This is a genomic window from Pseudomonas sp. AM8 (assembly GCF_036346475.1).
Lineage (GTDB): Bacteria > Pseudomonadota > Gammaproteobacteria > Pseudomonadales > Pseudomonadaceae > Aquipseudomonas > Aquipseudomonas marginalis.
In genome coordinates this window covers 651,311-675,161 of sequence record NZ_JAOTNX010000002.1, presented here as the reverse complement: position 1 = coordinate 675,161, position 23,851 = coordinate 651,311, and the positions used below count along the sequence as shown (strand labels likewise).

At 60.1% G+C, this 23,851-nt stretch carries 19 protein-coding genes and 4 tRNA genes; 13 read left to right on the top strand and 10 right to left on the bottom strand.

The features are described from left to right. Positions 1-179: 179 nt before the first annotated feature. From preA to hydA, 3 genes are all read right to left on the bottom strand, one after another. Positions 180-1,454, bottom strand: coding sequence for an NAD-dependent dihydropyrimidine dehydrogenase subunit PreA (gene preA / locus V3W40_RS08150; protein ID WP_065927011.1), 1,275 nt, complete (start codon positions 1,452-1,454; stop codon positions 180-182). After that, on the bottom strand, positions 1,454-2,821 hold the full coding sequence (locus V3W40_RS08145; RefSeq protein ID WP_330214808.1) for an NAD(P)-dependent oxidoreductase: 1,368 nt from the start codon (positions 2,819-2,821) through the stop codon (positions 1,454-1,456). Before V3W40_RS08145 ends, preA begins: the two co-directional genes overlap by 1 nt. A 156-nt stretch (positions 2,822-2,977) precedes the next feature. Next, positions 2,978-4,417, bottom strand: a complete 1,440-nt coding sequence (gene hydA / locus V3W40_RS08140; protein ID WP_330214807.1) for a dihydropyrimidinase — start codon at positions 4,415-4,417, stop codon at positions 2,978-2,980. 591 nt (positions 4,418-5,008) lie between these two features. On the opposite strand from hydA, the gene V3W40_RS08135 reads away from it, so the two are divergent. Further along, a complete protein-coding gene (locus tag V3W40_RS08135) occupies positions 5,009-6,490 on the top strand; it encodes an NCS1 family nucleobase:cation symporter-1 (RefSeq protein ID WP_065948399.1) in 1,482 nt (493 codons plus the stop codon). A gap of 25 nt (positions 6,491-6,515) precedes the next feature. After that, entirely contained in the window at positions 6,516-7,799 is a 1,284-nt protein-coding gene (locus tag V3W40_RS08130; protein ID WP_330214806.1) for a Zn-dependent hydrolase, read from the top strand. A gap of 122 nt (positions 7,800-7,921) precedes the next feature. On the opposite strand, the gene V3W40_RS08125 is transcribed toward V3W40_RS08130, so the two are convergent. Beyond that, complete coding sequence (locus V3W40_RS08125; RefSeq protein ID WP_053138490.1) at positions 7,922-8,380, bottom strand: REP-associated tyrosine transposase; 459 nt, start codon at positions 8,378-8,380, stop codon at positions 7,922-7,924. A 369-nt stretch (positions 8,381-8,749) separates the two neighbouring features. On the opposite strand from V3W40_RS08125, the gene V3W40_RS08120 reads away from it, so the two are divergent. Continuing rightward, complete coding sequence (locus tag V3W40_RS08120; protein ID WP_065927017.1) at positions 8,750-9,133, top strand: polymorphic toxin type 44 domain-containing protein; 384 nt, start codon at positions 8,750-8,752, stop codon at positions 9,131-9,133. Beyond that, on the top strand, positions 9,111-9,563 hold the full coding sequence (locus V3W40_RS08115; protein WP_074847219.1) for a hypothetical protein: 453 nt from the start codon (positions 9,111-9,113) through the stop codon (positions 9,561-9,563). The genes V3W40_RS08120 and V3W40_RS08115 overlap by 23 nt, the downstream gene beginning before the upstream one ends. Positions 9,564-9,660: 97 nt before the next feature. On the opposite strand, the gene V3W40_RS08110 is transcribed toward V3W40_RS08115, so the two are convergent. From V3W40_RS08110 to V3W40_RS08100, 3 genes are read right to left on the bottom strand one after another with little or no spacing between them, the layout of a single operon-like run. Next, positions 9,661-11,079 (bottom strand): efflux transporter outer membrane subunit, encoded by a 1,419-nt coding sequence (locus V3W40_RS08110; protein ID WP_074843751.1) that lies wholly within the window; start codon positions 11,077-11,079, stop codon positions 9,661-9,663. Beyond that, complete coding sequence (locus V3W40_RS08105) at positions 11,063-12,232, bottom strand: efflux RND transporter periplasmic adaptor subunit (RefSeq protein ID WP_330214805.1); 1,170 nt, start codon at positions 12,230-12,232, stop codon at positions 11,063-11,065. The genes V3W40_RS08110 and V3W40_RS08105 overlap by 17 nt, the downstream gene beginning before the upstream one ends. Beyond that, the gene (locus V3W40_RS08100; RefSeq protein ID WP_330214804.1) at positions 12,222-15,443 is read right to left on the bottom strand and encodes an efflux RND transporter permease subunit; all 3,222 of its coding nucleotides are present in this window, start codon (positions 15,441-15,443) and stop codon (positions 12,222-12,224) included. Before V3W40_RS08100 ends, V3W40_RS08105 begins: the two co-directional genes overlap by 11 nt. Before the next feature lie 207 nt (positions 15,444-15,650). Here V3W40_RS08100 and V3W40_RS08095 point away from each other — a divergent pair, with 207 nt between their 5' ends. Next, positions 15,651-16,061 (top strand): PA0061/PA0062 family lipoprotein, encoded by a 411-nt coding sequence (locus V3W40_RS08095; protein WP_065927021.1) that lies wholly within the window; start codon positions 15,651-15,653, stop codon positions 16,059-16,061. Here the strand turns inward: V3W40_RS08095 and V3W40_RS08090 are convergent. After that, positions 16,058-16,219, bottom strand: a complete 162-nt coding sequence (locus V3W40_RS08090) for a hypothetical protein (RefSeq protein ID WP_330214803.1) — start codon at positions 16,217-16,219, stop codon at positions 16,058-16,060. The genes V3W40_RS08095 and V3W40_RS08090 overlap by 4 nt on opposite strands. A gap of 211 nt (positions 16,220-16,430) precedes the next feature. On the opposite strand from V3W40_RS08090, the gene V3W40_RS08085 reads away from it, so the two are divergent. Beyond that, complete coding sequence (locus V3W40_RS08085; protein ID WP_065948396.1) at positions 16,431-17,093, top strand: peptidase C39 family protein; 663 nt, start codon at positions 16,431-16,433, stop codon at positions 17,091-17,093. Positions 17,094-17,136: 43 nt separating this feature from the next. On the opposite strand, the gene pbpG is transcribed toward V3W40_RS08085, so the two are convergent. After that, positions 17,137-18,060 carry a D-alanyl-D-alanine endopeptidase gene (gene pbpG, locus V3W40_RS08080; RefSeq protein ID WP_115488534.1) on the bottom strand — a complete coding sequence of 308 codons (924 nt, stop codon included), beginning with the start codon at positions 18,058-18,060 and terminating at the stop codon, positions 17,137-17,139. 208 nt (positions 18,061-18,268) lie between these two features. Next, a complete protein-coding gene (gene folD / locus V3W40_RS08075) occupies positions 18,269-19,123 on the bottom strand; it encodes a bifunctional methylenetetrahydrofolate dehydrogenase/methenyltetrahydrofolate cyclohydrolase FolD (protein WP_065927023.1) in 855 nt (284 codons plus the stop codon). Positions 19,124-19,398: 275 nt separating this feature from the next. Here folD and V3W40_RS08070 point away from each other — a divergent pair. The 7 genes from V3W40_RS08070 (at position 19,399) to clpX (ending at position 23,707) form a co-directional block, all read left to right on the top strand. Then, positions 19,399-19,475, top strand: a tRNA-Arg gene (locus tag V3W40_RS08070). A gap of 32 nt (positions 19,476-19,507) precedes the next feature. Then, positions 19,508-19,583: transfer RNA gene (locus V3W40_RS08065), tRNA-His, on the top strand. A 56-nt stretch (positions 19,584-19,639) separates the two neighbouring features. Next, positions 19,640-19,724: transfer RNA gene (locus V3W40_RS08060), tRNA-Leu, on the top strand. 76 nt (positions 19,725-19,800) lie between these two features. Then, positions 19,801-19,876, top strand: a tRNA-His gene (locus V3W40_RS08055). Between the two features lie 397 nt (positions 19,877-20,273). Continuing rightward, positions 20,274-21,584 (top strand): trigger factor, encoded by a 1,311-nt coding sequence (gene tig, locus V3W40_RS08050; protein ID WP_330214802.1) that lies wholly within the window; start codon positions 20,274-20,276, stop codon positions 21,582-21,584. A 91-nt stretch (positions 21,585-21,675) separates the two neighbouring features. Beyond that, positions 21,676-22,311 carry an ATP-dependent Clp endopeptidase proteolytic subunit ClpP gene (gene clpP / locus V3W40_RS08045; protein WP_003174822.1) on the top strand — a complete coding sequence of 212 codons (636 nt, stop codon included), beginning with the start codon at positions 21,676-21,678 and terminating at the stop codon, positions 22,309-22,311. A gap of 112 nt (positions 22,312-22,423) precedes the next feature. Further along, the gene (gene clpX, locus V3W40_RS08040; protein WP_003238279.1) at positions 22,424-23,707 is read left to right on the top strand and encodes an ATP-dependent Clp protease ATP-binding subunit ClpX; all 1,284 of its coding nucleotides are present in this window, start codon (positions 22,424-22,426) and stop codon (positions 23,705-23,707) included. The last annotated feature ends 144 nt before the right edge of the window (positions 23,708-23,851 follow it).

Here is a 23,851-nt window from a genome sequence, read left to right as displayed (position 1 = left end):
AAACACAGCCCCGGAACTGTCTGGCACACTGCAGCGTTCTTATTGGGGCTGCTACGCAGCCCAGCGCGGGGCAAGCCCGCTCACCACAGAAGCCTAATTGCCATAGATTCCGTATTCACTGGAAGTTGTGTAGATACCCATGCTCATCGGGGGCAAGCCCCCGATAGCGGCCTACAGGCCTACACCGCTTCCCGGTAAGGATTCCTCGGATCCTGCGTCCAATTCAAAAACGGCTTGCCCGTGTCGATGGGCACCATCTCGATGCAATCCGCCACCGGGCAGGTGATCTGGCACAGGTTGCAGCCCACGCACTCGTCATCGATCACTTCGTATTTATGCGTGCCGTCCGCCTGTTTCAGGCTGGCGATGGCCTGGTGTGAGGTGTCCTCACAGGCAATATGGCAACGCCCACAGCCAATGCACGCCGCCTGGTCGATCCTGGCGATCACCTGGTAATTGATGTCCAGGTACTTCCAGTCCGTGGTGTTGCCCACCGCACGCCCGGAAAATTCTTGCAGGCTGGTGTAGCCCTGGCTGTCCATCCATCGCGACAGCCCATCCTTCATCTCTTCCACGATGCGAAAACCATGCAGCATCGCCGCCGTGCACACCTGCACCGCGCCGCAACCGAGGGCGACGAATTCCGCGGCGTCGCGCCAGTTGCCGATGCCGCCGATCCCGCAGATCGGTAGGCCTTGGGTCTGCGGGTCACGGGCGATTTCGGCAACCATGTTCAGGGCAATCGGCTTGACCGCCGAGCCGCAGTAACCGCCGTGGGTGCTCTGGGTGCCGACCATCGGCAGGGCGACCATGCGTTCCAGGTCCACGCTGGTGATGGAGTTGATGGTGTTGATCAGCGACACCGCGTCCGCACCGCCGCGATACGCTGCCCGTGCCGCCACGCGGATGTCGGTGATATTCGGCGTGAGCTTGACGATCACCGGCAGCGAGCAATAGGTCTTGCACCAGCGCGTCACCTGTTCCACGTACTCCGGCACCTGGCCCACCGCCGCACCCATGCCGCGTTCGGGCATGCCGTGGGGGCAGCCGAAGTTCAGCTCGATACCGTCGCAGCCGGTGGCTTCCACCAGGGGCAGGATGTTTTTCCAGGATTCCTCCACGCAGGGCACCATCAGCGACACGATCAGCGCGCGGTCGGGCCAGTCCTTTTTGACTTGGGTGATTTCCCGCAGGTTGATCTCCAGGGAACGGTCGGTGATCAGTTCGATATTGTTGATGCCCAGCACTTCACGGTTGGCGCCGTAGTGCGCCGAGTAGCGCGATGACACATTGACCGCCGCCGGGTCTTCACCCAGGGTCTTCCACACCACGCCGCCCCAGCCCGCTTCAAACGCACGCACCACGTTGTAGGCCTTGTCGGTGGGCGGCGCGGAGGCCAGCCAGAATGGGTTGGGGGCCTTGATACCGGCGAACACAATCGAGAGATCGGCCATTACGCAGCCTCCACATTCAGCATGAGTTGGGCGTGCATGGCTTCGGCGGCCAGCTTGCCGTGTTGCACCGCCTGCACGGTGAGGTCCTGGCCGAGGCTGACGCAGTCACCGCCGGCGTAGACCCCAGGGATGCTGGTGCGCAGCTGTTCGTCGACGAAGATACGCTCGCCGACGCGGTGCAGCTGTTGCGCCAGGGGATCGTGCAAAGCGTCGTTGTCGAAGCCCTGGCCGATGGCCTTGAAGATGGCATCAGCGGCCAGTTCGAAGGTTTCTCCGGTGGATTGCAGGCGGCCGTTTTCCAGGCGGGTGCGGGCGAAGCGCATGCCGCGTACGTGGCCCTGGTCGTCGAGCAGGACTGCTTCGGGTTGGGCCCAGGTCAGCAGGCGCACCTGATTGGCCTTGGCGATGTCCTGCTCATGCTGGGTGGCGCCCATATCGGCCAGGCCCCGGCGGTAGACGAGGTTCACATCACGGGCACCGAGCCGGGCCATTTGCACGGCCATGTCGATGGCGGTATTGCCGGCGCCGAGCACGATGCAGCGGTCGGCCAGGGGCAGTTGGCTCAGGTCGTCGGCCTGGCGCAGTTCGCGGATATAGTCGGTGGCGGCGAGCAGGCCGGGGGCGTCCTCATGGGGTAAACCGAGTTGCTTGCTGGCCGCCAGGCCCAGGCCGAGGAACACCGAGTCGAATTGCTGGTGCAGTTCGCTCAGGGTCAGGTTGTCGCCCAGGCGCTGGCCATGGCGGATTTCGATGCCGCCGATCTGCAGGAGAAAATCCAGTTCCTTCTGGGCGAAGTCGTCGACCAGCTTGTATTTGGCGATCCCGTATTCATTCAGGCCGCCGGCTTTTTCCCGCGCTTCGAAGATCACCACGTCATGCCCGTGCAGCGCGGCGCGATGGGCACAGGCCAGCCCTGCGGGACCTGCGCCGACCACGGCGATGCGTTTGCCGGTGGGGGCGGCACGCTGGAACGGGTGTTCGCTGAAGTGGGCGTTATCGATGGCGTAGCGTTGCAACAGGCCTATCAGCACCGGCGCGCATTCTTCGGCGTTGTTACGCACGCAGGCTTGCTGGCAGAGGATCTCTGTCGGGCAGACCCGCGCGCAGCTGCCGCCAAGGATGTTGGCCGAGAGGATTTTCTGCGCTGCGCCCTGGACGTTGTCGGTGTGGATATTGCGGATGAACGACGGGATGTCGATTTCGCTGGGGCATGCGTTCACGCAAGGGGCGTCGTAGCAATACAGGCAGCGCGAGGCTTCCAGTTGGGCCTGGCGCGCGTTGAGCGGCGGCGCCAGGTCGGTGAAATGGCTGGCGAGGGTGGCCCCGTCTTCATGGGGATGGGGGAGGTGGGTCAGGGTCTGGATCACGGTGTGGGCCTCACGGTTTTTTTGGATTGCCTCTAAGTGGGCATTTTTGTTGCCTGTTCGGGCCTCATCGGGGGCAAGCCCCCTCCCACATTCGACCGAGTTGTATCTGAATGAATGCGGTCAAGTGTGGGAGGGGGCTTGCCCCCGATAGCGGTCTCAGCGCTTCACAGCAACCGGCCTGGAATGCTCCGCCCGCTTGCTCAACTGTTCGAACACCGACGGATACGCCGGCCGTTCCACATAGCGCCCGGCCCCGCGCTCGGCGCGCAGGTCGCCATCGGCCCAGACCAGCTTGCCCTGGCTGATGGTGTGGCTCGGCACGCCGCGCACGGTCTTGCCTTCGAAGATGTTGAAGTCGACTTGCTGGTGATGGGTCTTGGCGGAGATGGTCCGCGTACCCTCGGGGTCCCACAGCACCAGGTCGGCATCCGCACCCACGCGGATCGCGCCTTTGCGTGGGTAGAGGTTGAAGATCTTCGCGGTGTTGGTGGAGGTCAGCGCGACGAACTCCTGCATCGACAGGCGCCCGGTATTGACCCCTTCGTGCCACAGCAGCGCCATGCGGTCTTCGATACCGGCGGTGCCGTTGGGGATCTTGCTGAAGTCGTCACGCCCGGCGGCTTTTTGCTCGGCGCAGAAGCAGCAGTGGTCGGTGGCGGTGGTGTGCAGGTTGCCCGATTGCAGGCCATGCCACAGCGCTTCCTGATGCCCGCGCGGGCGGAACGGCGGGCTCATCACGTAGCCGGCGGCGGTTTGCCAGTCGGGGTGCTGGTAGACGCTGTCGTCCAGCAGCAGGTGGCCGGCGAGCACTTCGCCGTAGACCGCCTGGCCCTTGCCCCGGGCGTAGGTGATTTCATCCAGCGCTTCCCGGGTGGACACGTGCACCAGGTACAGCGGCGTGCCGATGGTCTCGGCGATACGGATCGCGCGGCTGGCCGCTTCGCCTTCCACCTGGGACGGGCGCGACAGCGGGTGCGCTTCCGGCCCGGTGATGCCCTGGGCCATCAGCTTGCGTTGCAGGTGGTACACCAGTTCGCCGTTTTCCGCATGCACGGTGGGCACGGCGCCGAGTTCCAGGCAGCGTTCGAAGCTGGCCACCAGGGTATCGTCGGCCGCCATGATCGCGTTCTTGTAGGCCATGAAATGCTTGAAGCTGTTGATGCCGTGGTGGCTGACCAGCTCGGCCATTTCCTCGCGCACCTGCTCGCTCCACCAGGTGATTGCTACGTGAAAGCCATAGTCGGACGCGGATTTTTCCGCCCAGCCCCGCCACTGATGGAACGCTTCCATCAGCGATTGCTGCGGGTTGGGAATCACGAAGTCGATAATCGACGTAGTGCCCCCCGCCAAACCCGCCGCCGTGCCGCTGAAGAAATCTTCACTGGCCACGGTGCCCATGAAGGGCAGTTGCATATGGGTATGGGGATCGATGCCGCCGGGCATCAAATATTGTCCGCTGCCGTCGAGTTGTTCAGTGCCGGCGGGAATATCCAGGTCCGTGCCAATGGCGCGAATCAGACCGCCTGCGCATAAAACATCGGTGCGGTAACTTTCATCATGGGTAATAACGGTGGCGCCACGGATCAACAGCGACATGTCGAGTTCCTCACAGGCTTGACCGGCTTGTGCCAGTTCTAAGTGTTGTATGGCTACGCGCCGATGGTCGGTTAATTCCTGTCATCGGTGACAGGAATAGAAACTAGACCGAGTTTTTAGATTGAGCAAGAAGATTTTTTATAAGCTTATATCGTATTTAATCTATTGATTTATAAGAATAAAAATACAAAATCACCAAAATGTAGCGGTCTCTCACCATTTTGACGCACTTGACAGGTTCCCAATATGAGCAACATTTCTTATTGCAAATCAGACGCTTGAGACATGCCTCTTGACGGGGTCGGTCAATAAAAATAATTGTGGTGCACCAGATTGAGTCCTGACCGTTCGGATAATTGGCGCGTTATTTAGCCTGAGTATCGCGGCAAGTACCGCAGGCACAATCGGAAAGCTGATTAACATCAGCGAGTTATATAAGCGGTGCGGGTTCAAGAGCGGTTGTCGGCACGGTTATTGAGTGCAGTGGCGGCTGGCCGGGCCCGTGATGTCATGTTGTTTACGAGGTACTCCGGCCACCCTGCGTTCAGCGCGGAGTGAGCAACAATAATTCGAAAAAACCGTGGAGCGGCCATGCAACAGAACAGATCGCAAGTCATTGAGCGCAACGGCCTGTACGAACTCGACGCCGGTCCCGACGTCCTCGACAGCCCTCGCTACAACCATGACATGGCACCGACCAAGGTGCACGAACGCACCTGGAACAAGTGGCACATCACCGCGCTGTGGGTCGGCATGTCGATCTGCGTGCCCACGTACACCCTGGGCGGTGTGCTCACCGCGTATTTCGGGTTGTCGGTGGGCGAGGCGTTGATGGCGATTTTGCTCGCCAATATCGTGGTGCTGATCCCGCTGACCCTCAACGCCTTCCCCGGCACCAAGTACGGCATTCCGTTTCCGGTGTTGCTGCGTTCGTCCTTCGGCATCCTCGGCTCTAACGTGCCGTGCCTGATCCGCGCGCTGGTGGCGTGCGGCTGGTTTGGTATCCAGACGATGTTTGGCGGGCTGGCGATTCACCTGTTCCTGGGCTCGATTTTCGAGGGGTGGAAGTCCCTCGGCGGCACTGGTGAAGTGATCGGCTTCATGATGTTCTGGTGCCTGAATTTATGGGTGGTGCTGCGCGGCGCCGAGTCGATCAAGCGCCTGGAAACCCTGTCGGCGCCGTTGCTGGTGGCGGTGGGCATTGGCCTGCTGGTGTGGGCGATGCCGAATGTGTCTCTCAGCGAACTGATGGCGATCCCGCCCAAGCGTCCGGAGGGCGCGAGCCTTACCGGTTACTTCATGGCCGGCCTGACCGCGATGGTGGGCTTCTGGGCCACCTTGTCGCTGAATATTCCCGACTTCAGCCGCTACGCCAAAAGCCAGAAGGACCAGATCCTCGGGCAGATCTTCGGCCTGCCACTGACCATGTTCCTGTTCGCCGCCCTCGGCGTGATCATGACCGCCGCGTCGGTGAAACTGGTGGGCGTCAGCGTGTCCGACCCGGTGACGCTGATCGGGCATATCCAGAGCCCTGTGTGGGTGGCCGTGGCCATGGCGCTGATCATCGTCGCCACCTTGTCCACCAACACCGCCGCGAACATCGTCTCGCCCACCAACGACTTCCAGAACATCGCGCCCAAGCTGATCAACCGCACCACGGCGGTGATCCTCACCGGGTTGGTGGGCTTGGCGTTGATGGGCCATGAACTGCTGAAAAAACTCGGCTTGATCGTCTCGGATGTGAGCCTGGAAACCGTGTATTCCAACTGGTTGCTGGGCTATTCGAGCCTGTTGGGGCCGATTGCCGGGATCATGGTGGTGGACTACTTCATCACCCGCAAACAACAACTGGACCTGGCCGGCCTGTACCGCGACGACGTGTACCCGGCGTGGAACTGGAGCGGTTTTATCGCCTTCGGTGTGCCGGTGGTGCTGACCTTGCTGTCCCTGGGCAGTGATGCGTTCAGCTGGTTCTACAGCTACGGCTGGTTTACCGGTTCGGCGTTGGGCGGGTTGTTGTATTACGGCCTGAATGCCAGGCGTGGAGCCAGCCCGGTGGTTGTCAATTCATAAGAAATACAAGCCTGAGGAGATCCCCATGAACGCTGCCCTTGACGTTCTGCAATCGCCCCACCAGCACATCAATCGCGACCGCTTGTGGCAGTCGTTGATGGACCTGGCCAAACTCGGTGCCACCCCCAAGGGCGGCGTGTGCCGCCTGGCCCTCACCGACCTCGACCGCAAGGCCCGCGACCTGTTTGTGCAATGGTGCGAAGACGCCGGTTGCACCGTGACCGTCGACGGCATCGGCAATATCTTCGCGCGTCGTCCCGGTCGTCATCCCAACCTTCCGCCGGTGATGACCGGCAGCCATATCGACACCCAGCCTACGGGCGGCAAGTTCGATGGCTGTTTCGGTGTGCTGGCGGGGGTGGAGGTGCTGCGTACGCTGAACGACCTCAAGATCGAAACCGAGGCGCCCTTGGAAGTGGTGGTGTGGACCAACGAGGAAGGCTCGCGCTTCCCGCCGTGCATGATGGGCTCGGGGGTATTTGCCAAGAAATTCACCCTGGCGGATACCTTGGCCAAGGTCGATGCGGATGGGGTCAGCGTGGGTGATGCGCTGAATGCGATTGGCTACGCGGGAACCCGTCCTGAGAGTGGGCACAAGGTCGGCGCGTATTTCGAGGCACATATCGAACAAGGGCCGATTCTGGAGGATGAGAAAAAGACCATCGGCGTGGTGCTCGGCGCCCTCGGGCAGAAGTGGTTCGACCTGAAACTGCGCGGTGTCGAGGCCCATGCGGGGCCGACGCCGATGCACCTGCGCAAGGACGCCCTGGTAGGCGCAGCGGCGGTGGTTGCGGCGGTCAATGCCGCGGCGTTGGGGCATCAGCCCCATGCGTGCGGGACCGTCGGTTGCCTGCAGGCGTATCCCGGTTCACGCAACGTCATTCCGGGCGAAGTGCGCATGACCCTGGACTTCCGTCACTTGGAACCAGCGCGGTTGGATTCGATGATTGCCCAGGTGCGCCAGGTGATTGACGAGACCTGCGCCAAGCATGGGCTGAGTTTTGAAATGGAACCCACGGCTGACTTCCCGCCGCTGTACTTCGACAAAGGCTGTGTGGACGCCGTGCGCGATGCGGCCAATGGGCTGGGCTTGTCGAACATGGACATCGTCAGCGGGGCAGGGCACGACGCGATTTTCGTCGCCGAGTTGGGGCCGGCGGGGATGATCTTTGTGCCGTGTGAAGGGGGCATCAGCCACAACGAAATCGAGAACGCCGCCCCGGATGACCTGGCGGCGGGGTGTGCGGTGTTGTTGCGGGCCATGGTGGCCGCTTCAGCCGCCATCGCCAGCGGCAAACTCGCGGCTTGAAATGCGGGTAAAAAATGTAGGAGGGGGCTTGCTCCCGATAGCGGTGTATCAGTTACAGATAAGTTGACTGACCTACCGCAATCGGGAGCAAGCCCCCTCCCACATTTGAACTGTGTTTGACGTTAAACCCAGATGGCATCCCACAGTGGGTAGTCGCCAATCCGCTCGACCAGACCCGCTCGCAATGGATTAGCCACCACATACCGGGCCATTTTCACCAAGTCATCTTCCTTGCGCAGTGCCCGGTCATGAAAGCTTTCTTGCCAAAGCCGTCCTTTGCGACCACTCACAGCATTGACGGTCCTGGTGCTTTTTGACTTCACCTGGCACATCAAGTCCGCCAGCGAGCCTTTTTTCAGTTCAAGCAGCCAATGGAAATGGTCCGGCATGATGACCCATGCCAGGGAGTTGGCCAGCCCTTGGTACTGGGCTAACCGAAATTGCCAGACCACCAGGCGAGCGAGTTGGAAATTGTCGAATATCGGTATGCGTTCGTGGGTGTTGGTGGTGATGAGGTAGATGCGGTTGGGGTCGCTGAATCGACCGATGCGCAGGCGGTGTGAAGCGGGTAAATCTGCCATTCCCTGGCCCTCTCTAGATGTGCTTAGAGAGGCTAGATTGGAGAGCAAGAGGTTGATGGGCGGGCTTTTGGCAGGATGTGTCTGGACGGTCGCGATCGGGGGCAAGCCCCCTCCCACATTGGCTCAGCGGTGTTCATACATTGTGTGTCTGACGTGGGACCAGTGTGGGAGGGGGCTTGCTCCCGATGAGGCCGGAACTGACGCTGCCGAAACCTCATTGGACGTGGAAGTACCTTGTTTTGAGGCTGTGGTGTAAGGCATGTCTTACTCCTTTGTACGAAGTCTCTTTTGTTCTTCTCCTCGCTCATCATCTTGGCTATCTGGTGTTAGGTTCTGCCGCGCAAAAACCTAATGCAGAGGAAGCATGCAATGGCGAACCCTATACCCCCGCCTGGTGTATCTGTTGACGAAAATATGGCCACCGCTTTTCATAAAAAGAATGTACTGAAAGCCGGTTCAGCGTTTATGTACTCTTGGTTTTATACTCAGGTCCGCAATCGCGGCCCGTGGGACTACAAGCAAATTTCCAAAGAATATGAAGCGTTTGGAAATTTTCACTATGGTGCGGTGGGGATTGCGGCGGGTTTCAGCGAGGAAGTGCTTTTACGCGCAGCGGGACTTGCTCAAACCAGAGCGGGTACGGATAAACCCGAGTTTGGTCGTTGGTGGGGGGATGCGCCTTTCGGTGACGATCCAGTCGACCAATATTGGATCAAGAAAGGAATCAGCTATGCCAGGTTCAGGAACTACTAGAAAGTCGCTTTATTCAACGGTCACAACGATCTTGCTGGCGCTTTGCTTGGTGTATATCGCTGGTGATTGGCTGCTCTCGCCGGGCCGTCCGCAATTGACGGAGGTTGTACTCCGCGTGCCGATCAGTGATGACGCTTCGATCTATGGCGTCAAGGATGATCGCGGAGGGGCCACTGTGCCGTTCAGTTACCGATATTACGTTTACCGCACCTTGGGAACCGATAGTGAAATATTGGCTGTATTGAAAGATGCCAATCCGTTTCTAGTTACGCGTGACGGGGCGGTAAAAGTTGATGTCGAGAGCCGTTCGATTACGGTTTCGGTGTCGGGGGATGTATCCGACTATCACAGCAGTACCCTGTATCGGCATGCCAATGGTAGTGATTACACAGTGGTGAGTGTTTTTCTTAATAGTCGGCCAGAGGGCTGAAATGTGCGGTGGCTCAGTCAGTGGTGGTTGACTGAGCCACCGCCATCGGGGGCAAGCTCTCTCCTGCATTTAGCCTGAACTGTGCCTTGGGGCGATGTCAGGCGCCAGGTTGCCAGCCGCCGCCGAGTGCGGTCACGAGTCCTACACTGGCCTGCAACTGCCGCGTCTGCACCGCCTGCAATGTCCGCTGCGCCTGCAACGCCGCGGTCTGCGCGGTCACCACATCCAGGTAACTCACCGCCCCCGCCTGATAGCTGTTCATCGCCAATGATTGTGTATGCTGCGCCGCATCCGCCGCCGCCTGTTCATCCTGCGCTTCCTGCTGCAAATCCCGTAGTTGCGCCAAGTTATCTTCCACCTCGCGCACGGCCTTCAGCACCTGGCTACGGTACTGCGCCGACGCCTCTTCAAACTCGGCCTTGGCCTGGCGTTCATTGGCGCTCAAGCGGCCACCGTCGAAAATCGGCAGGTTCACCAACGGGCCCAGTGCCCAATACCGATTACCCGCCGACAGCAGATTGCCGACGCCCTGTGTCTGCCCGCCAATCAACCCGGTCAAGCTGAAGTCCGGATACCACGCCGCCTTGGCCACGCCGATATTTGCGTTGGCCGCAAACACCCGTCGCTCTGCCGCTGCAATATCCGGGCGACGTTGCAACAGGTGGCTTGGCAACTGCGACGGAATTCCCGGCAGGGCGATCAGTTGCTGGCCGGGCGGCAAGGTAAAGTCGCTGGCTGCCACACCCACCAACTCGCCGATGGCGTGCTCGGTGAGGTTGCGTTGCCCACGCACTTCATCCAATTGCGCCCTGGCCTGCGCCAGTTGATTTTGCGCACGGGTCAGGTCCAGCTCCGAGGCTATCTGGCCCTCGTAGCGGCTGCGGGTCAATTGCAATGCCTGGCTGAAATCATCCAGCGAGCGAGTGAGAATCCGGCTCTGTGCATCCAGCCCATTGAGCTGCACGTACAAGGTCGCCAACTGACGCTGCAAACTCAGGCGTGCCACCGCCAGGTCATCCCCGGACGCTTGCGCCTGGGCATCGCCGGCCGCGACCTGGTTGCGGATTTTGCCCCACAGGTCCAGGTCATAGCTCAACGAAAAGCCCGCGATGTTGCTGTTGTACACCGACGGTTGCGTATCCCCCCGCAACGGTCGCGAATCCGATTGCCGCTGGCGCAGCGGTTGCGCGCTGGCGCTGATCTGCGGGAACAGGCCTGCGTGCAGTTGGCTGGCATACGCCTGGGAAGCGTCGAAGTGCGCCAGCGCCGCCGCCAGGTCCGGGTTGGCCTTGAGCAGCTGCTGTTGCAGGTCATTCAGGCGCGAATCGTTGTAGAGCTTCCACCATTCGGGCGCCAGTTGGTCGGAGGGCTGGGCGCTGTGCCAGGGCCCATCGCTGGTCTGTTCGCGGTAGTTGGCCGGCAGGTCGATCGCCGGCACCTTGTAGGTCGGCGCCATCGAGCAACCCTGCAAGACCAGCAGCGTCAATGCGGCGAGCGGTTTAAGCCTTATGCGCATGCGCACCTCCGGAGGTATCGGCGAGTTGCACGGGATCACCTTCGCGCAGGGCATCGGGCGGGTTGTCGACGATGCGGTCGGTGGGTTTCAAGCCCTGGTCGATCACCAGGCGTTCGCCCAGGTCGAGGCCGATATGGATGGCCTGCAGGTGCACATGGTTCTGCCCGTCCAACACCGCCACCTGGGTGCCCTGGGCGCGGAAGATCAGCGCGCTGGCCGGGATACTCACACCATGGGTATCGGCCGGAATCGGCAAGGTGGCTTCGGCATAATCACCGGGCAGCAGTTCGCCGTCGGGGTTGTCGGCGACGAACTGGGCGAGCAGGGTGCCGGAGCGGCGGTCGATGGCGGTGGAGTCACCGATCAGGCGCGCCTTGAAATGCTTGCCGGGGTGCTCGGGCACGGTCAGCTCGGCTTCAAGGCCGGGATGGATGACCGCTGCGTAGTTCTGCGGCACCGGTACATAGAGGCGCAATTGATGGGTGTCGGCAATGTTGAACAGTTCCGGATCGCTGTCGGTGTCGGCCTTGATCAGCTGGCCGATATCGGTGTTGCGCGCGGTGATGGTGCCGGCGAACGGGGCGCGAAGGGTCTTGTAGCTTTCCAGCGCCGACAGCCGGGCGTAGTCGGCAGCGGCGGCCTCGGCGTTGGCCTTGGCGGCAGCGGCATTGGAGGTTTTTTCATCCGCCTCCTGGCGCGATACCGAATGGCTGGCCAGCAGGTTTTGCCAGCGCGTGGCGGTGGTTTCGGCCAGGCGTGCGTTGGCCTGTTCCTGCACCAGGCGTGCATGGGTCTGCGCCAACTGTTGATCAAGGTCGGGGCTGTCGATTTCCGCGAGGACTTGCCCGGCGTTGACGTGGCTGCCGATATCGACTTTCCAATCCTTCAGGTAACCGCTGACCCTGGCGTGGATCGGCGCCTTGCTCCAGGCTTCCAGGTGCGCCGGCAGGCGCAAGGTATCGCCGGCCACATTCTGCCTGGGCTGGAACACCATCACGTGCGGGATGGCGGCGGTCTCGGTCCAGGCCGTGACCGATTGTTCGTGCAGCGTACGGGCATGCAGGCCGTTGGCGACCAACAGGGCGGCCAGGGTCAGGCCGCCGACACCCATGAGCATCAGACGCTTGCGCGAGGGTTTGTGATCAGACGACATGTGGGGTTTCTCCTGCAACTGCGCGAGTAGGGTGACGACCGTGGACCAGGCTGAAGACCACGGGAACAAACAACAATGTGGCGAGGGTGGCGAAGATCAAACCGCCGATGACGGCGCGCCCGAGCGGGGCGTTCTGCTCCTCGGAAATCGCCAGGGGCAACATGCCGATGATCATCGCCAGGGCGGTCATGCACACTGGGCGGAAGCGCGTGTAACCGGCCTCCATGGCGGCTTTCAACGCATCACCATGTTCGGCCAGGCGCTCACGGCAGAAGCTCACCACCAGGATCGAGTTGGCCGTGGCGACGCCCATGCACAGGATGGCGCCGGTGAGTGCCGGCACCGACAAGGAGGTGCCGCTGAGGAACAGCATCCACACGATGCCTGCGAGCGCCGCCGGCAACGCGGTGATGATGACGAATGGGTCGGCCCACGACTGGAAGTTGACCACGATCAGCAGGTAGATCAGCACCACCGCACCCAGCAGGCCAAGGCTCAAGCCGCTGAAGGCTTCATGTAGCGCATCGATCTGTCCGTGCAGGCTGATCGTCGCGCCTTTGGGACGCAGATGCGCGGTGTCATCCAGCACCTTTTGCACGTCGCGGGCTACGCCGCCGAGGTCGCGGCCCTGCACGTTGGCGTACAGGTCCAGGGTCGGTTCGATGTTGTAGTGGGTCACCACCGCCGGGCTTTGCACGCGGGAGATGGTTGCCACGCCGCCGAGGATCTGCGACTGCCCATCGGCGCCGGTGACGGGCAGCGCTTCCAGTGACGGCAGGCTGTCGAGGCGGTATTGCGGGGTGGCGGCGACAATGGAATAGGACACGCCGTTGGCCGGGTTGAGCCAGAAGGTCGGCGCGGTCTGCGAACTGCCGGCCAGCGACGCCACCATGCTGTTGGTCACGTCCCGCTCGGTGATGCCCAGGCCGTTGGCGCGCATGCGGTCGACACTCACCTGCAGCGACGGGTAGCCGGTGGACTGCTGGATGCGCAGGTCGGCGATACCAGGCACGTGTTGCAGGCGACGTTCCAACTCGACGGCATAGGCGCGGTTTTCTGCATCGCTGCGCCCGGAGATTTTCACGTCCAGCGGCGCCGGCGCACCGAAGTTGAGGATCTGGCTGCTGATGTCCGCCGGCAGGAACGCAAAGTGGCTGCCAGGGAAACTTTGCGGCAGCGCTTCACGCAGTTTTTTCACGTAGTCGGCGGTGGGCGCATGGTCCTTTTTCAGGCTGACCTGGATGTCGCCATCCTGCGGGCCGATGGTGCCGCTGCTGCTGTAGGCCATGTCGATGCCGCTGAGCGGAATGCCAATGTTATCGACGATGGTGTCCAGCTCTTCGGCGGGGATCACTTCACGGATCCGCGATTCGATGCGGTCGAAGGCGGCGGCGCTTTCTTCGATGCGCGTGCCCAGCGGCAGGCGCACATGCAGGGCCAGCGCACCGGCATCCGTCGCCGGGAAAAAGTCCTGGCCCAGGCTGGGCAACAGCAGGAATGAGGCGAGCACGCAGGCCAGGAAACCGACGATAAAACCCTTGCGATTGCCCAGGGCCGAGGTCAGCAGGCCGTGGTAGGTGTCGCGGATATTCGAGAAGTGACGCTCGAAACCCTGCTGGAAATTCAGCACCGCTTGCAGTCCGGCATTGCGCGGTTTCGGGTGCTGCTCGCCCTCATGGTGGTTGATGAATGCATCTTCGGGATGGTGCCCCACGCCTGGCTCCGGCGTGTGCGGCTTGAGCAGGAACATCGCCAGCGTCGGCACCAGGGTGCGCGAAAGAATGAATGAGCTGGCCATGGCGAAGATCACCGCCAGCGCCATCGGCCGGAACAGATAACCGGCGATGCCTTGCAGCAGGAACATCGGCACGAACACGATGCAGATGCACAGCAGCGAGACGAACGCCGGGCCGACAATTTGCGCGGCGCCGTCGAGGATCGCGGTCTTCACCGCCTTGCCTTGTTCCAGGTGCCAGTTGATGTTTTCGATGGTCACCGTGGCGTCGTCCACCAGGATCCCCACCGCCAACGCCAGCCCGCCAAGGGTCATGACGTTGAGGTTCTGCCCGCTGACCGCCAGCAACGCAATGGCCGACAGCACCGCCAGGGGAATTGACGCCGCGATAATGATCGTGGAGCGCCAGCTGCCGAGGAACAGCAGGATCATCGCACTGGTCAGCAGCGCGGCGATGATGCCTTCTTGGGCCACGCTGCCCACCGATTGCTTGACGAATACCGAGGCGTCGCCCAGCAACGAGGTCTTCAATGACGGCGGCAGGGTTTCGTTGATGCGCGGCAGCATCTGGCGGATACCGTCGATGATCGACAGGGTGGAAATGCTGCCGTTTTTCAACGCCGGCATCAGCACCGCTCGATGGCCGTCGACGCGCACGATGTTGGTCTGCGGCGGCGAACCGTCGCGCACGTGGGCGACCTGGCCGATGGTGATCAGCGCGCCGTCGACGGTCTTGATCGGCAGGTCGTTGAGCTCATCGATGGCCTTGGGGCTGTTGTTGAGCAGGATCGTGTATTCATTGGGGCCGAGTTTGGCGGTGCCCACCGGGATGATCTGGTTCTGCAGCGCCAGGGCATTGCCCACATCCTGGGCCGACAAGCCTTTGGCCGCCAACGCCTGGGGGTCGAGGTCGAGGGTGATCTGCCGCTGCTTGCCACCCATCGGCGTGGGCATAGCCAGGCCGGGCAGGGCGCTGAGGGGCAGGCGGATATTGTTCTGCACCAGGTCGCGAATTTTGGCTTCCGACAGCGTGGGGCTGGAGAACGCCATTTGCAGGATCGGCACCGTGGAGGCGCTGTAGTTGAGGATCAGCGGCGGCGTGATGCCCGGTGGCATCTGCTTGAGCACGGTTTGTGATACGGCGGTCACTTGGGCGTTGGCGGTGCGGATGTCGACGTCGGGCTGGAAGAAAATCTTCACGATGCCCATGCCGGGCAGCGATTGCGATTCGATATGTTCGATGTCGTTGACGGTGGTGCTCAGGGAGCGTTCATAGGTGTAGATCACCCGGCCGGCCATGGCGTCCGGTGACAGGCCGTTGTACTGCCAGACCACAGCGACCACAGGGATGCCAATATCGGGAAACACGTCGGTGGGGGTTCGCAGGGCCGCCATCGGCCCGATGATGCAGATGAATATGGCCAACACGATAAACGTGTACGGCTTTTGCAGTGCGGTCTTTACCAGCCCGAGCATGCGTGAACCTCCGAGGGAGCAGGATTGCAAACCCCGGCAGTCTTGCCCGACCCACCTAACACGCGCCTTTCAGCCAGGTGAAGGAACATTTAGGTAAGGGCTGAAGATCGTTTCATATGGATTCATTTGTTCTACAGGGCGTGGCTGCCCAAGCTTGCATCCCATCGGACGACTTGTCTTTTAACTGATGTTCTTTGGAGCCCTGCCATGTCACTCAAACCTTTATTGTTGATCCCCGCCCTGGGGGCTGTTTTGTTGTTGTCGGCCTGTGCCGGCCCGATTCCCAAGGCGGACCCCAGCGAAGCCTGGATCGGCTTGAAAGAAGAAGCGCCGAACGACCTGATGGCCGAACGTGTGGACGGCAAGCGTGTCGACGACGGGCGCTTTTTCGAGGTGACCCCCGGGGATCACCGCCTGGACGTGACGTTGTTCGAGGAAGAGGCAGGCGACGACAACCAGCAGGACTGCCAGGGTCGGGTCGAGTACAAGGATTTCAAGGCGGGTGAGCATTACACCCTGGTGGAGTCGAGCCTGGGCACCACCGTGCGCGCATCCCTGATGGACGGGCACGGTAAGGAAGTCGCAGCGACTCAGGATTTCAATTGCATGCCTGGCTAGGCGTGGTGCACCGCCGCTCTATGGGGCTTGGCGGGTGCCGTAGGTTTGACGTGGGGGTGATGGTGCCGGCGAGTAATGCGCAACACCCCCCACAACATGGCGCCGGCTACCGCCAGCCAACCGCAGATCAACAGGAAAATCGTTGTTGCAAGGCTCATTTTGGCCTCCTTTCGCCCCGCAGGGGGCACACACAGTCTTCTCAATGGACAGTCTAGCTACCCGGCGGTTGCCTGCTATTGACCAATGGTCGTGTTCGTCCAACTCGTTTGCTCTATCCGCGACGCTTTACTGAGCCTGTGGGCTATACCCGCGTGGCAGAGCGTCCTATGATCAGGGCCCTCACCGGCAGTTGATCAAGAGAGTAAAAAATTGCGGTTACGGTCGAACCTTAAAACATCCTTGTTGCTGGCCTGTGCCCTGGGGCTCGCGGCCTGTTCCGGGCAGCCGTCGAAACTTCCGGGCCTGCCGGAACGTGTCGAACTCAATGGTGTGCCGACCTTTCGCAGCGAGGCTTATCAGAGTGGTCCTACAGCGTTAGCCAGCATGCTGTCGCAACAAGGCATTGTGATGACACCGGGCTTGTTGGATAAACCGTTGCATTTGCCGGGCGGGGAAGCGGACCTGGAGCGCAACATGCAGGTGCTGGCCCGTGAGTACGGGCTGATGGTGTACCCGCTGGATGCCAAGCTGACCGCGGTACTGGCGCAGGTGGCGGCGGGTTACCCGGTGATGGCGCGGATTGGCGGCGGCCTGTTGTCTGACGCGCGCTACGTGGTCGTGGTGGGTTTCAACCAGCAGAAAAGCACGGTGCTGTTGCGTTCAGGCATGGACCGACGCCTGCTGATGAGCTTCAGCGACTTTGAGTCGAAGTGGAGCAGTGCCGGGCACTGGGCAATCCTCACTCAGCGCCCGAGCCAGTTGCCGGCCAATGTGGATGCGCAGCGCTGGCGGGACTCGGCGAACGCAACGGCCCAGGCCGGGCAGGAGCGGGCGGCGGCGCAGGCGCTCAAGGTGTTGGCGGAACACAAATAAAATGGGAGGGGCGAGCCCCTCCTAAATGCGTTCTCGGTGTTCCTTAGCGGCGGACTTCGGCGGCATTCGCGCGGTTCTTCAGGTTCTTGTCAGCCTTGTAGCGCAGAGCGACGTCCGGCACCGAGCCGCCCTTGCCGGTCTCGACCCAGCTACGGATACGGCTGGCATCGGCAAAGTGGGTGAATTTGCCGAAAGCATCCAGGATCACCAGCGACACCGGACGATTACCCATGCGGGTGACCAGCACCAGGCAATGACCGGCCTGGTTGGTGAAACCGGTCTTGGTCAGCTTGATATCCCAGTTGGCGCGGTTGATCAGGTGGTCGGTATTGGAGAAACCCAGGGTGTAGTTGGGCTTGCGGAACGCTACGGTCTTTTCCTTGGTGGTGCTCAACTGGCTCAGCATCGGAAATTTTTGCGCGTAGGCCAGCAGCTTGCTCAAGTCGCGGGCGGTGGACACGTTGTGGATCGACAGGCCGGTGGGCTCGACATAATGGGTGCTGGTCATGCCCAGGGCCTTGGCCTTGGCGTTCATCGCGGCAATAAAGGCCGCGTAGCCGCCCGGATAGTGGTGCGCCAGGCTCGCGGCGGCGCGGTTTTCCGAGGACATCAGGGCGATCAGCAGCATCTCCTTGCGCGGCATCTGGCTGCCGATCTTCACGCGGGAGAACACGCCTTTCATCTCCGGCGTGTCGGTGATGTTGATGTCGATGTACTCGTCCATGTTCTGCTTGGCTTCAAGCACGATCAGGCCCGTCATCAGCTTGCTCACCGAAGCGATAGGCACTACCACGTCGGGGTTGCTGGCATAGATGACCTTGTTGGTTTGCAGGTCCACCAGCATGGCGCTGCCGGAAGCGATCTGCAGTTTGGACGGATCGCGCGGCGCCAGGGTGGATTCGGCGGCGTGCGCAAAGGTGCCGGTGAAAGCAAAAAATAGGCTGACAATGGAAAGACGAATTTTCACGCGGATGAACTCGCTAAAAAAGTAAGAAATACCGTTGGGAAACGGGTTTTGTGACAAATGGCATTACATTTTAGGAGTATGGACGAGAGACTGTCGAATGTTCTTCTAAAACCAGACGAAAGTGCTTAAAAACTAAGAAAAAACAGGTTTTCTTCCGGGCAATAAAAAGCCCTGCGATAAGGCAGGGCTTTTTCAGTACGACTGGTTATTAACCGTGCAGGGTTTCTGCGGCGTACAGGGTATTTTCCAGCAGGCAGGCACGGGTCATCGGGCCAACGCCACCCGGCACCGGGGTGATCCAGCCAGCGCGGGGCAGGGCGGTTTCATACACCACGTCGCCGACCAGCTTGCCGTCTTCCTGGCGGTTGATGCCCACGTCGATGACGATGGCGCCTTCCTTGATCCATTCGCCCTTGACCAGGCCCGGCTTGCCGGCGGCCACGACGACCAGGTCGGCACGGCCAACGTGGCCTGCGAGGTCCTTGGTGAAACGGTGGGTCACGGTGACGGTGCAACCGGCCAGCAGCAACTCCATGGCCATGGGGCGGCCCACGATGTTGGACGCGCCGACGATGACGGCATCGAGGCCGTACAGGTCGACACCGGTGCTTTCCAGCAGGGTCATGATGCCTTTGGGCGTGCACGGGCGCAGCAGCGGGATACGCTGGGCCAGGCGGCCGACGTTATAGGGATGGAAACCGTCGACGTCTTTGTCAGGGCGGATGCGCTCGAGCAACTTGGACGCGTCCAGATGCGCGGGCAATGGCAATTGCAGGAGGATGCCGTCCATCGCCGGGTCGTCGTTGAGGCTGTCGATCAGGTCGGTCAGGGCCTGCTGGGTGGTGTCGGCAGGCAGGTCGTAGGCCTTGGAAAGAAAGCCGACCTCTTCACAGTCTTTACGCTTGTGCGAGACATAAACCTGAGAGGCAGGATCGCTGCCGACCAGGATCACCGCGAGGCCAGGCGTGCGCAAGCCTTGCTGGCTGCGCTCGGTGACTCGTTTGGCGATCTGCTGGCGCAGGCTGGCGGCGATTGATTTGCCGTCGATAAGTTGTGCAGTCATTACGCGTGATTAACCATCGAGAGGGGGAGGAAAAGTGCGCGCATTCTCGCACGCCACGGCGTGAGGGCAAAGGCGCTTGGTCCGCAAATTGGCCTAACCCCTTAAATAAAATGAATTTTTTTCAAAAAAGATTTGACGGGTTTCCAGGCCCTCTATACTATTCGTCGCACTTGTCGGGCACAGCCTAGCACTGGTTAAGAAGGTCGAGCAGAATCGTTGTTCTGCAAGGCTGGAAGCACTTAGTTTGTAATCCTCCAAGAGTACAGATTAATAAGGCGCCCGTAGCTCAGCTGGATAGAGCATCCGCCTTCTAAGCGGATGGTCGCAGGTTCGAGTCCTGCCGGGTGCGCCATTAGGCAGCTTTGGCACAAGTAGCGCTATATGGTGGGCGTAGCTCAGTTGGTAGAGCACGGGATTGTGACTCCCGTTGTCGAGGGTTCGATCCCCTTCGTCCACCCCATATTTTGAAAGGCGCCAGATTAACCGTCTGGCGCCTTTGCTTTAAGAGCTTCAAGCGCGGATGTGGTGGAATTGGTAGACACACTGGATTTAGGTTCCAGCGCCGCAAGGCGTAAGAGTTCGAGTCTCTTCATCCGCACCAATAAAGCTTTACTCGGTCTATACGCAGGGTAGGGCTCGACAAAGAAGTGGTTTGGTTTCTTTGTTAACGCAATATGGTGGGCGTAGCTCAGTTGGTAGAGCACGGGATTGTGACTCCCGTTGTCGAGGGTTCGATCCCCTTCGTCCACCCCATATTCGAAAGGCGCCAGATTTAACAGTCTGGCGCCTTTTTTGGTTTTGGCGGTTCGGATTGTCGTGGCTGCAGGTTCTGGGTCGCGATGGCGGTGCGTTTCATCGTATTTATGTGTCTCGATGATACTGCGTTGTTATCTGCCCTCACTGCGGGGTGGGCGTCAGGGAGATGAGCGACGACCCCTTCTATATATAGAAGGGGCGGCGCAGAGCCCTGGCGTGATTGGCTTTATTTGTCACCGGGGCGGGGCGCGACAGTGCCTTCGTATCGATAAATTGCCGGCTGTTTACGGGCGTATTTCCAGTAGGGTGACTTCTTGAGTTTGACCCACTAGAATGCATGCCCTTGATTGGGGTCGGAAATGGCCGGCTAACGTCTGTGCAACGAGGAATATCCATGCAAGTTTCTGTTGAAAATACTACTGCTCTCGAGCGCCGCATGAGCATCACCGTGCCGGCTGAGCGCATCGAGACTGCGGTCAACAAGCGTCTGCAGCAGACTGCCCAAAAGGCCAAGATCGCTGGTTTCCGTCCAGGCAAAGTGCCAATGAGCGAAATCAAGCGCCGTTTTGGTGCTGATGCACGCAATGAAGCCGTCGGTGACGTGATCCAGGCTTCTTTCTACGAAGCAGTGGTTGAGCAAAAGCTGAACCCGGCTGGTTCGCCTTCGATCGAACCCAAGTCCCTGGAAGCGGGCAAGGACCTGGAATACGTTGCCGTATTCGAAGTGTTCCCCGAGTTCGAAGTGGCCGGTTTCGACGGTATCGCTATCGAGCGCCTGAGCGCCGAAGTGGCTGATTCGGACCTGGACAACATGCTGGAAATCCTGCGCAAGCAGAACACCCGTTTCGAAGTGGTCGACCGTGCTGCCCAGAACGAAGACCAGTTGAACATCGATTTCGTTGGCAAGGTTGACGGCGAAGCATTCGCTGGCGGCTCCGCCAAGGGTACTCAGCTGGTGCTGGGTTCCAACCGCATGATTCCTGGCTTCGAAGACGGCCTGGTTGGCGCCAAGGCTGGCGAAGAGCGGGTCCTGAACCTGGAATTCCCTGCTGACTACCAGAACCTGGACCTGGCTGGCAAAGCCGCCGAGTTCGCCGTGACCGTCAACAGCGTTTCCGAGCCTAAGCTGCCAGAGCTGAACGAAGAATTCTTCAATCAGTTCGGCATCAAGGAAACCGGTATCGAAGGCTTCCGCACCGAAGTTCGCAAGAACATGGAGCGCGAGCTGCGCCAGGCTATCAAGTCCAAGGTCAAGAACCAGGTCATGGACGGTCTGCTGGCCTCCAACCCGATCGAAGTGCCTAAGGCCCTGCTGTCCAACGAAGTGGATCGCCTGCGCGTACAGGCTGTCCAGCAGTTCGGCGGCAACATCAAGCCAGACCAGCTGCCGGCCGAGCTGTTCGAAGAGCAAGCCAAGCGCCGTGTGGTGCTGGGTTTGATCGTGGCTGAAGTGGTCAAGCAGTTCGACCTCAAGCCTGACGAAGATCGCGTCCGCGAAATGATCCAGGAAATGGCTTCGGCCTACCAGGAGCCTGAGCAGGTCGTGGCCTGGTACTACAAGAACGACCAGCAACTGAACGAAGTACGTTCGGTTGTGCTGGAAGAACAAGTTGTGGATACTGTTCTGCAGAAGGCTAAGGTGACCGATAAAGCGGTCTCTTACGAAGAAGCAGTCAAGCCGGCGGAAGCAGCACAAGCCGACTGATTGTCCAACTCGTTGGAAATTCAACCATAAGCCAGCCTCGCGCTGGCTTATGCGTTTTCAAGACATGACTATTTGGGAGTAACTGCAGAGCATGTTCCGTAATTCCTATATTCAGCAGAACTCTGATATCCAGGCCGCAGGCGGCCTGGTCCCGATGGTTGTCGAGCAGTCCGCTCGTGGCGAACGCGCCTACGACATCTACTCGCGCCTGCTCAAGGAGCGAGTGATCTTTCTGGTGGGCCCGGTAGAGGACTACATGGCCAACCTGATCTGTGCGCAACTGCTGTTCCTTGAAGCGGAAAACCCGGACAAGGACATCCATCTCTACATCAACTCGCCGGGCGGTTCGGTGACAGCGGGCATGTCGATCTACGACACCATGCAGTTCATCAAGCCGAACGTATCGACTACCTGCATTGGCCAGGCCTGCAGCATGGGCGCGTTCCTGCTGACCGCAGGTGCCGAGGGCAAGCGTTACTGCCTGCCGAACTCGCGCGTGATGATTCACCAGCCACTGGGCGGTTTCCAGGGCCAGGCGTCGGACATCGAAATCCACGCCAAGGAAATCCTCTTCATCCGCGAACGTCTCAACACGCTGATGGCCAAGCACAGCGGGCACACCCTGGAAGAAATCGAGCGCGACACCAACCGTGACAACTTCATGAGCGCCGAAGCCGCACGTGAATATGGGTTGATCGACGCAGTGATCGAAAAGCGCCCCGCTTAATATAAGCCGCTCAAAATAGGGCTGGTCGGGTTTCCCGATCATCTGCGGGCTTGAAAAAGCCCGCATAAGCCTTCATCTTGTGTTGCAAGCCTATCGGATTTGGATCGAACGAATGACTGACACCCGCAACGGCGAGGACAACGGCAAGCTGCTCTATTGCTCCTTCTGTGGCAAAAGCCAGCATGAAGTGCGCAAATTGATTGCCGGCCCCTCGGTCTTTATCTGCGACGAGTGCGTCGACCTGTGCAATGACATCATCCGTGAGGAGGTGCAGGAAGCCCAGGCCGAAAGCAGCGCGCATAAATTGCCTTCGCCTAAAGAAATCAGCGGCATCCTTGATCAGTATGTGATTGGTCAAGAGCGTGCAAAGAAGGTTCTGGCCGTAGCGGTATACAACCACTACAAGCGCTTGAACCAGCGTGACAAGAAAGGCGACGAAGTCGAACTCGGCAAGAGCAACATCTTGCTGATCGGTCCTACAGGCTCGGGTAAGACCCTGCTTGCAGAAACCCTCGCTCGCCTGCTGAACGTTCCGTTCACCATCGCTGACGCCACCACCCTCACCGAGGCTGGCTACGTGGGCGAAGATGTCGAGAACATCATTCAGAAACTGCTGCAGAAGTGCGACTACGACGTAGAGAAGGCCCAGATGGGTATTGTCTACATCGACGAAATCGACAAGATCTCGCGCAAGTCCGACAACCCGTCGATCACTCGGGACGTTTCCGGTGAAGGCGTGCAGCAGGCCCTGTTGAAACTGATCGAAGGCACGGTTGCTTCCGTACCGCCACAAGGCGGCCGCAAGCACCCGCAGCAGGAATTCCTTCAGGTTGATACGCGCAACATCCTGTTTATCTGTGGCGGTGCATTCTCCGGCCTGGAGAAGGTTATTCAGCAACGGTCTACCCGTGGCGGCATCGGTTTCAGTGCAGAAGTGCGCAGCAAGGAAGAAGGCAAGAAGGTGGGCGAGTCCCTGCGTGAAGTCGAGCCTGACGATCTGGTCAAGTTCGGTCTGATCCCGGAATTCGTTGGCCGTCTGCCGGTCCTGGCCACGTTGGACGAGTTGGATGAGGCGGCTCTGATTCAGATCCTCACCGAACCGAAAAACGCCCTGACCAAGCAATACGCCAAGCTGTTCGAGATGGAAGGTGTGGACCTCGAGTTCCGAACCGACGCGCTCAAATCGGTGGCCAAGCGGGCACTGGAGCGCAAGACCGGTGCACGTGGCCTGCGTTCGATCCTCGAAGGTGTATTGCTCGACACCATGTACGAAATCCCCTCGCAGTCCGAGGTGAGTAAAGTGGTGATCGACGAAAGCGTTATAGAAGGTAAGTCCAAGCCACTGTATATCTACGAAAACAGTGAGCCGACTGCCAAGGCTGCGCCAGACGCGTAAGCGTTTCGCAGTTTTGGTACAAACGAAGGGGCCTCTAGGGGCTCCTTTGTTTTTCGTAAGGATTTTTACTGCGTGTAACTGCCAGCATTGAGCTTGTTTTTTTTACACGCAGCCCCCATCTTGGTTTCAAGCTTATTTTTCAAC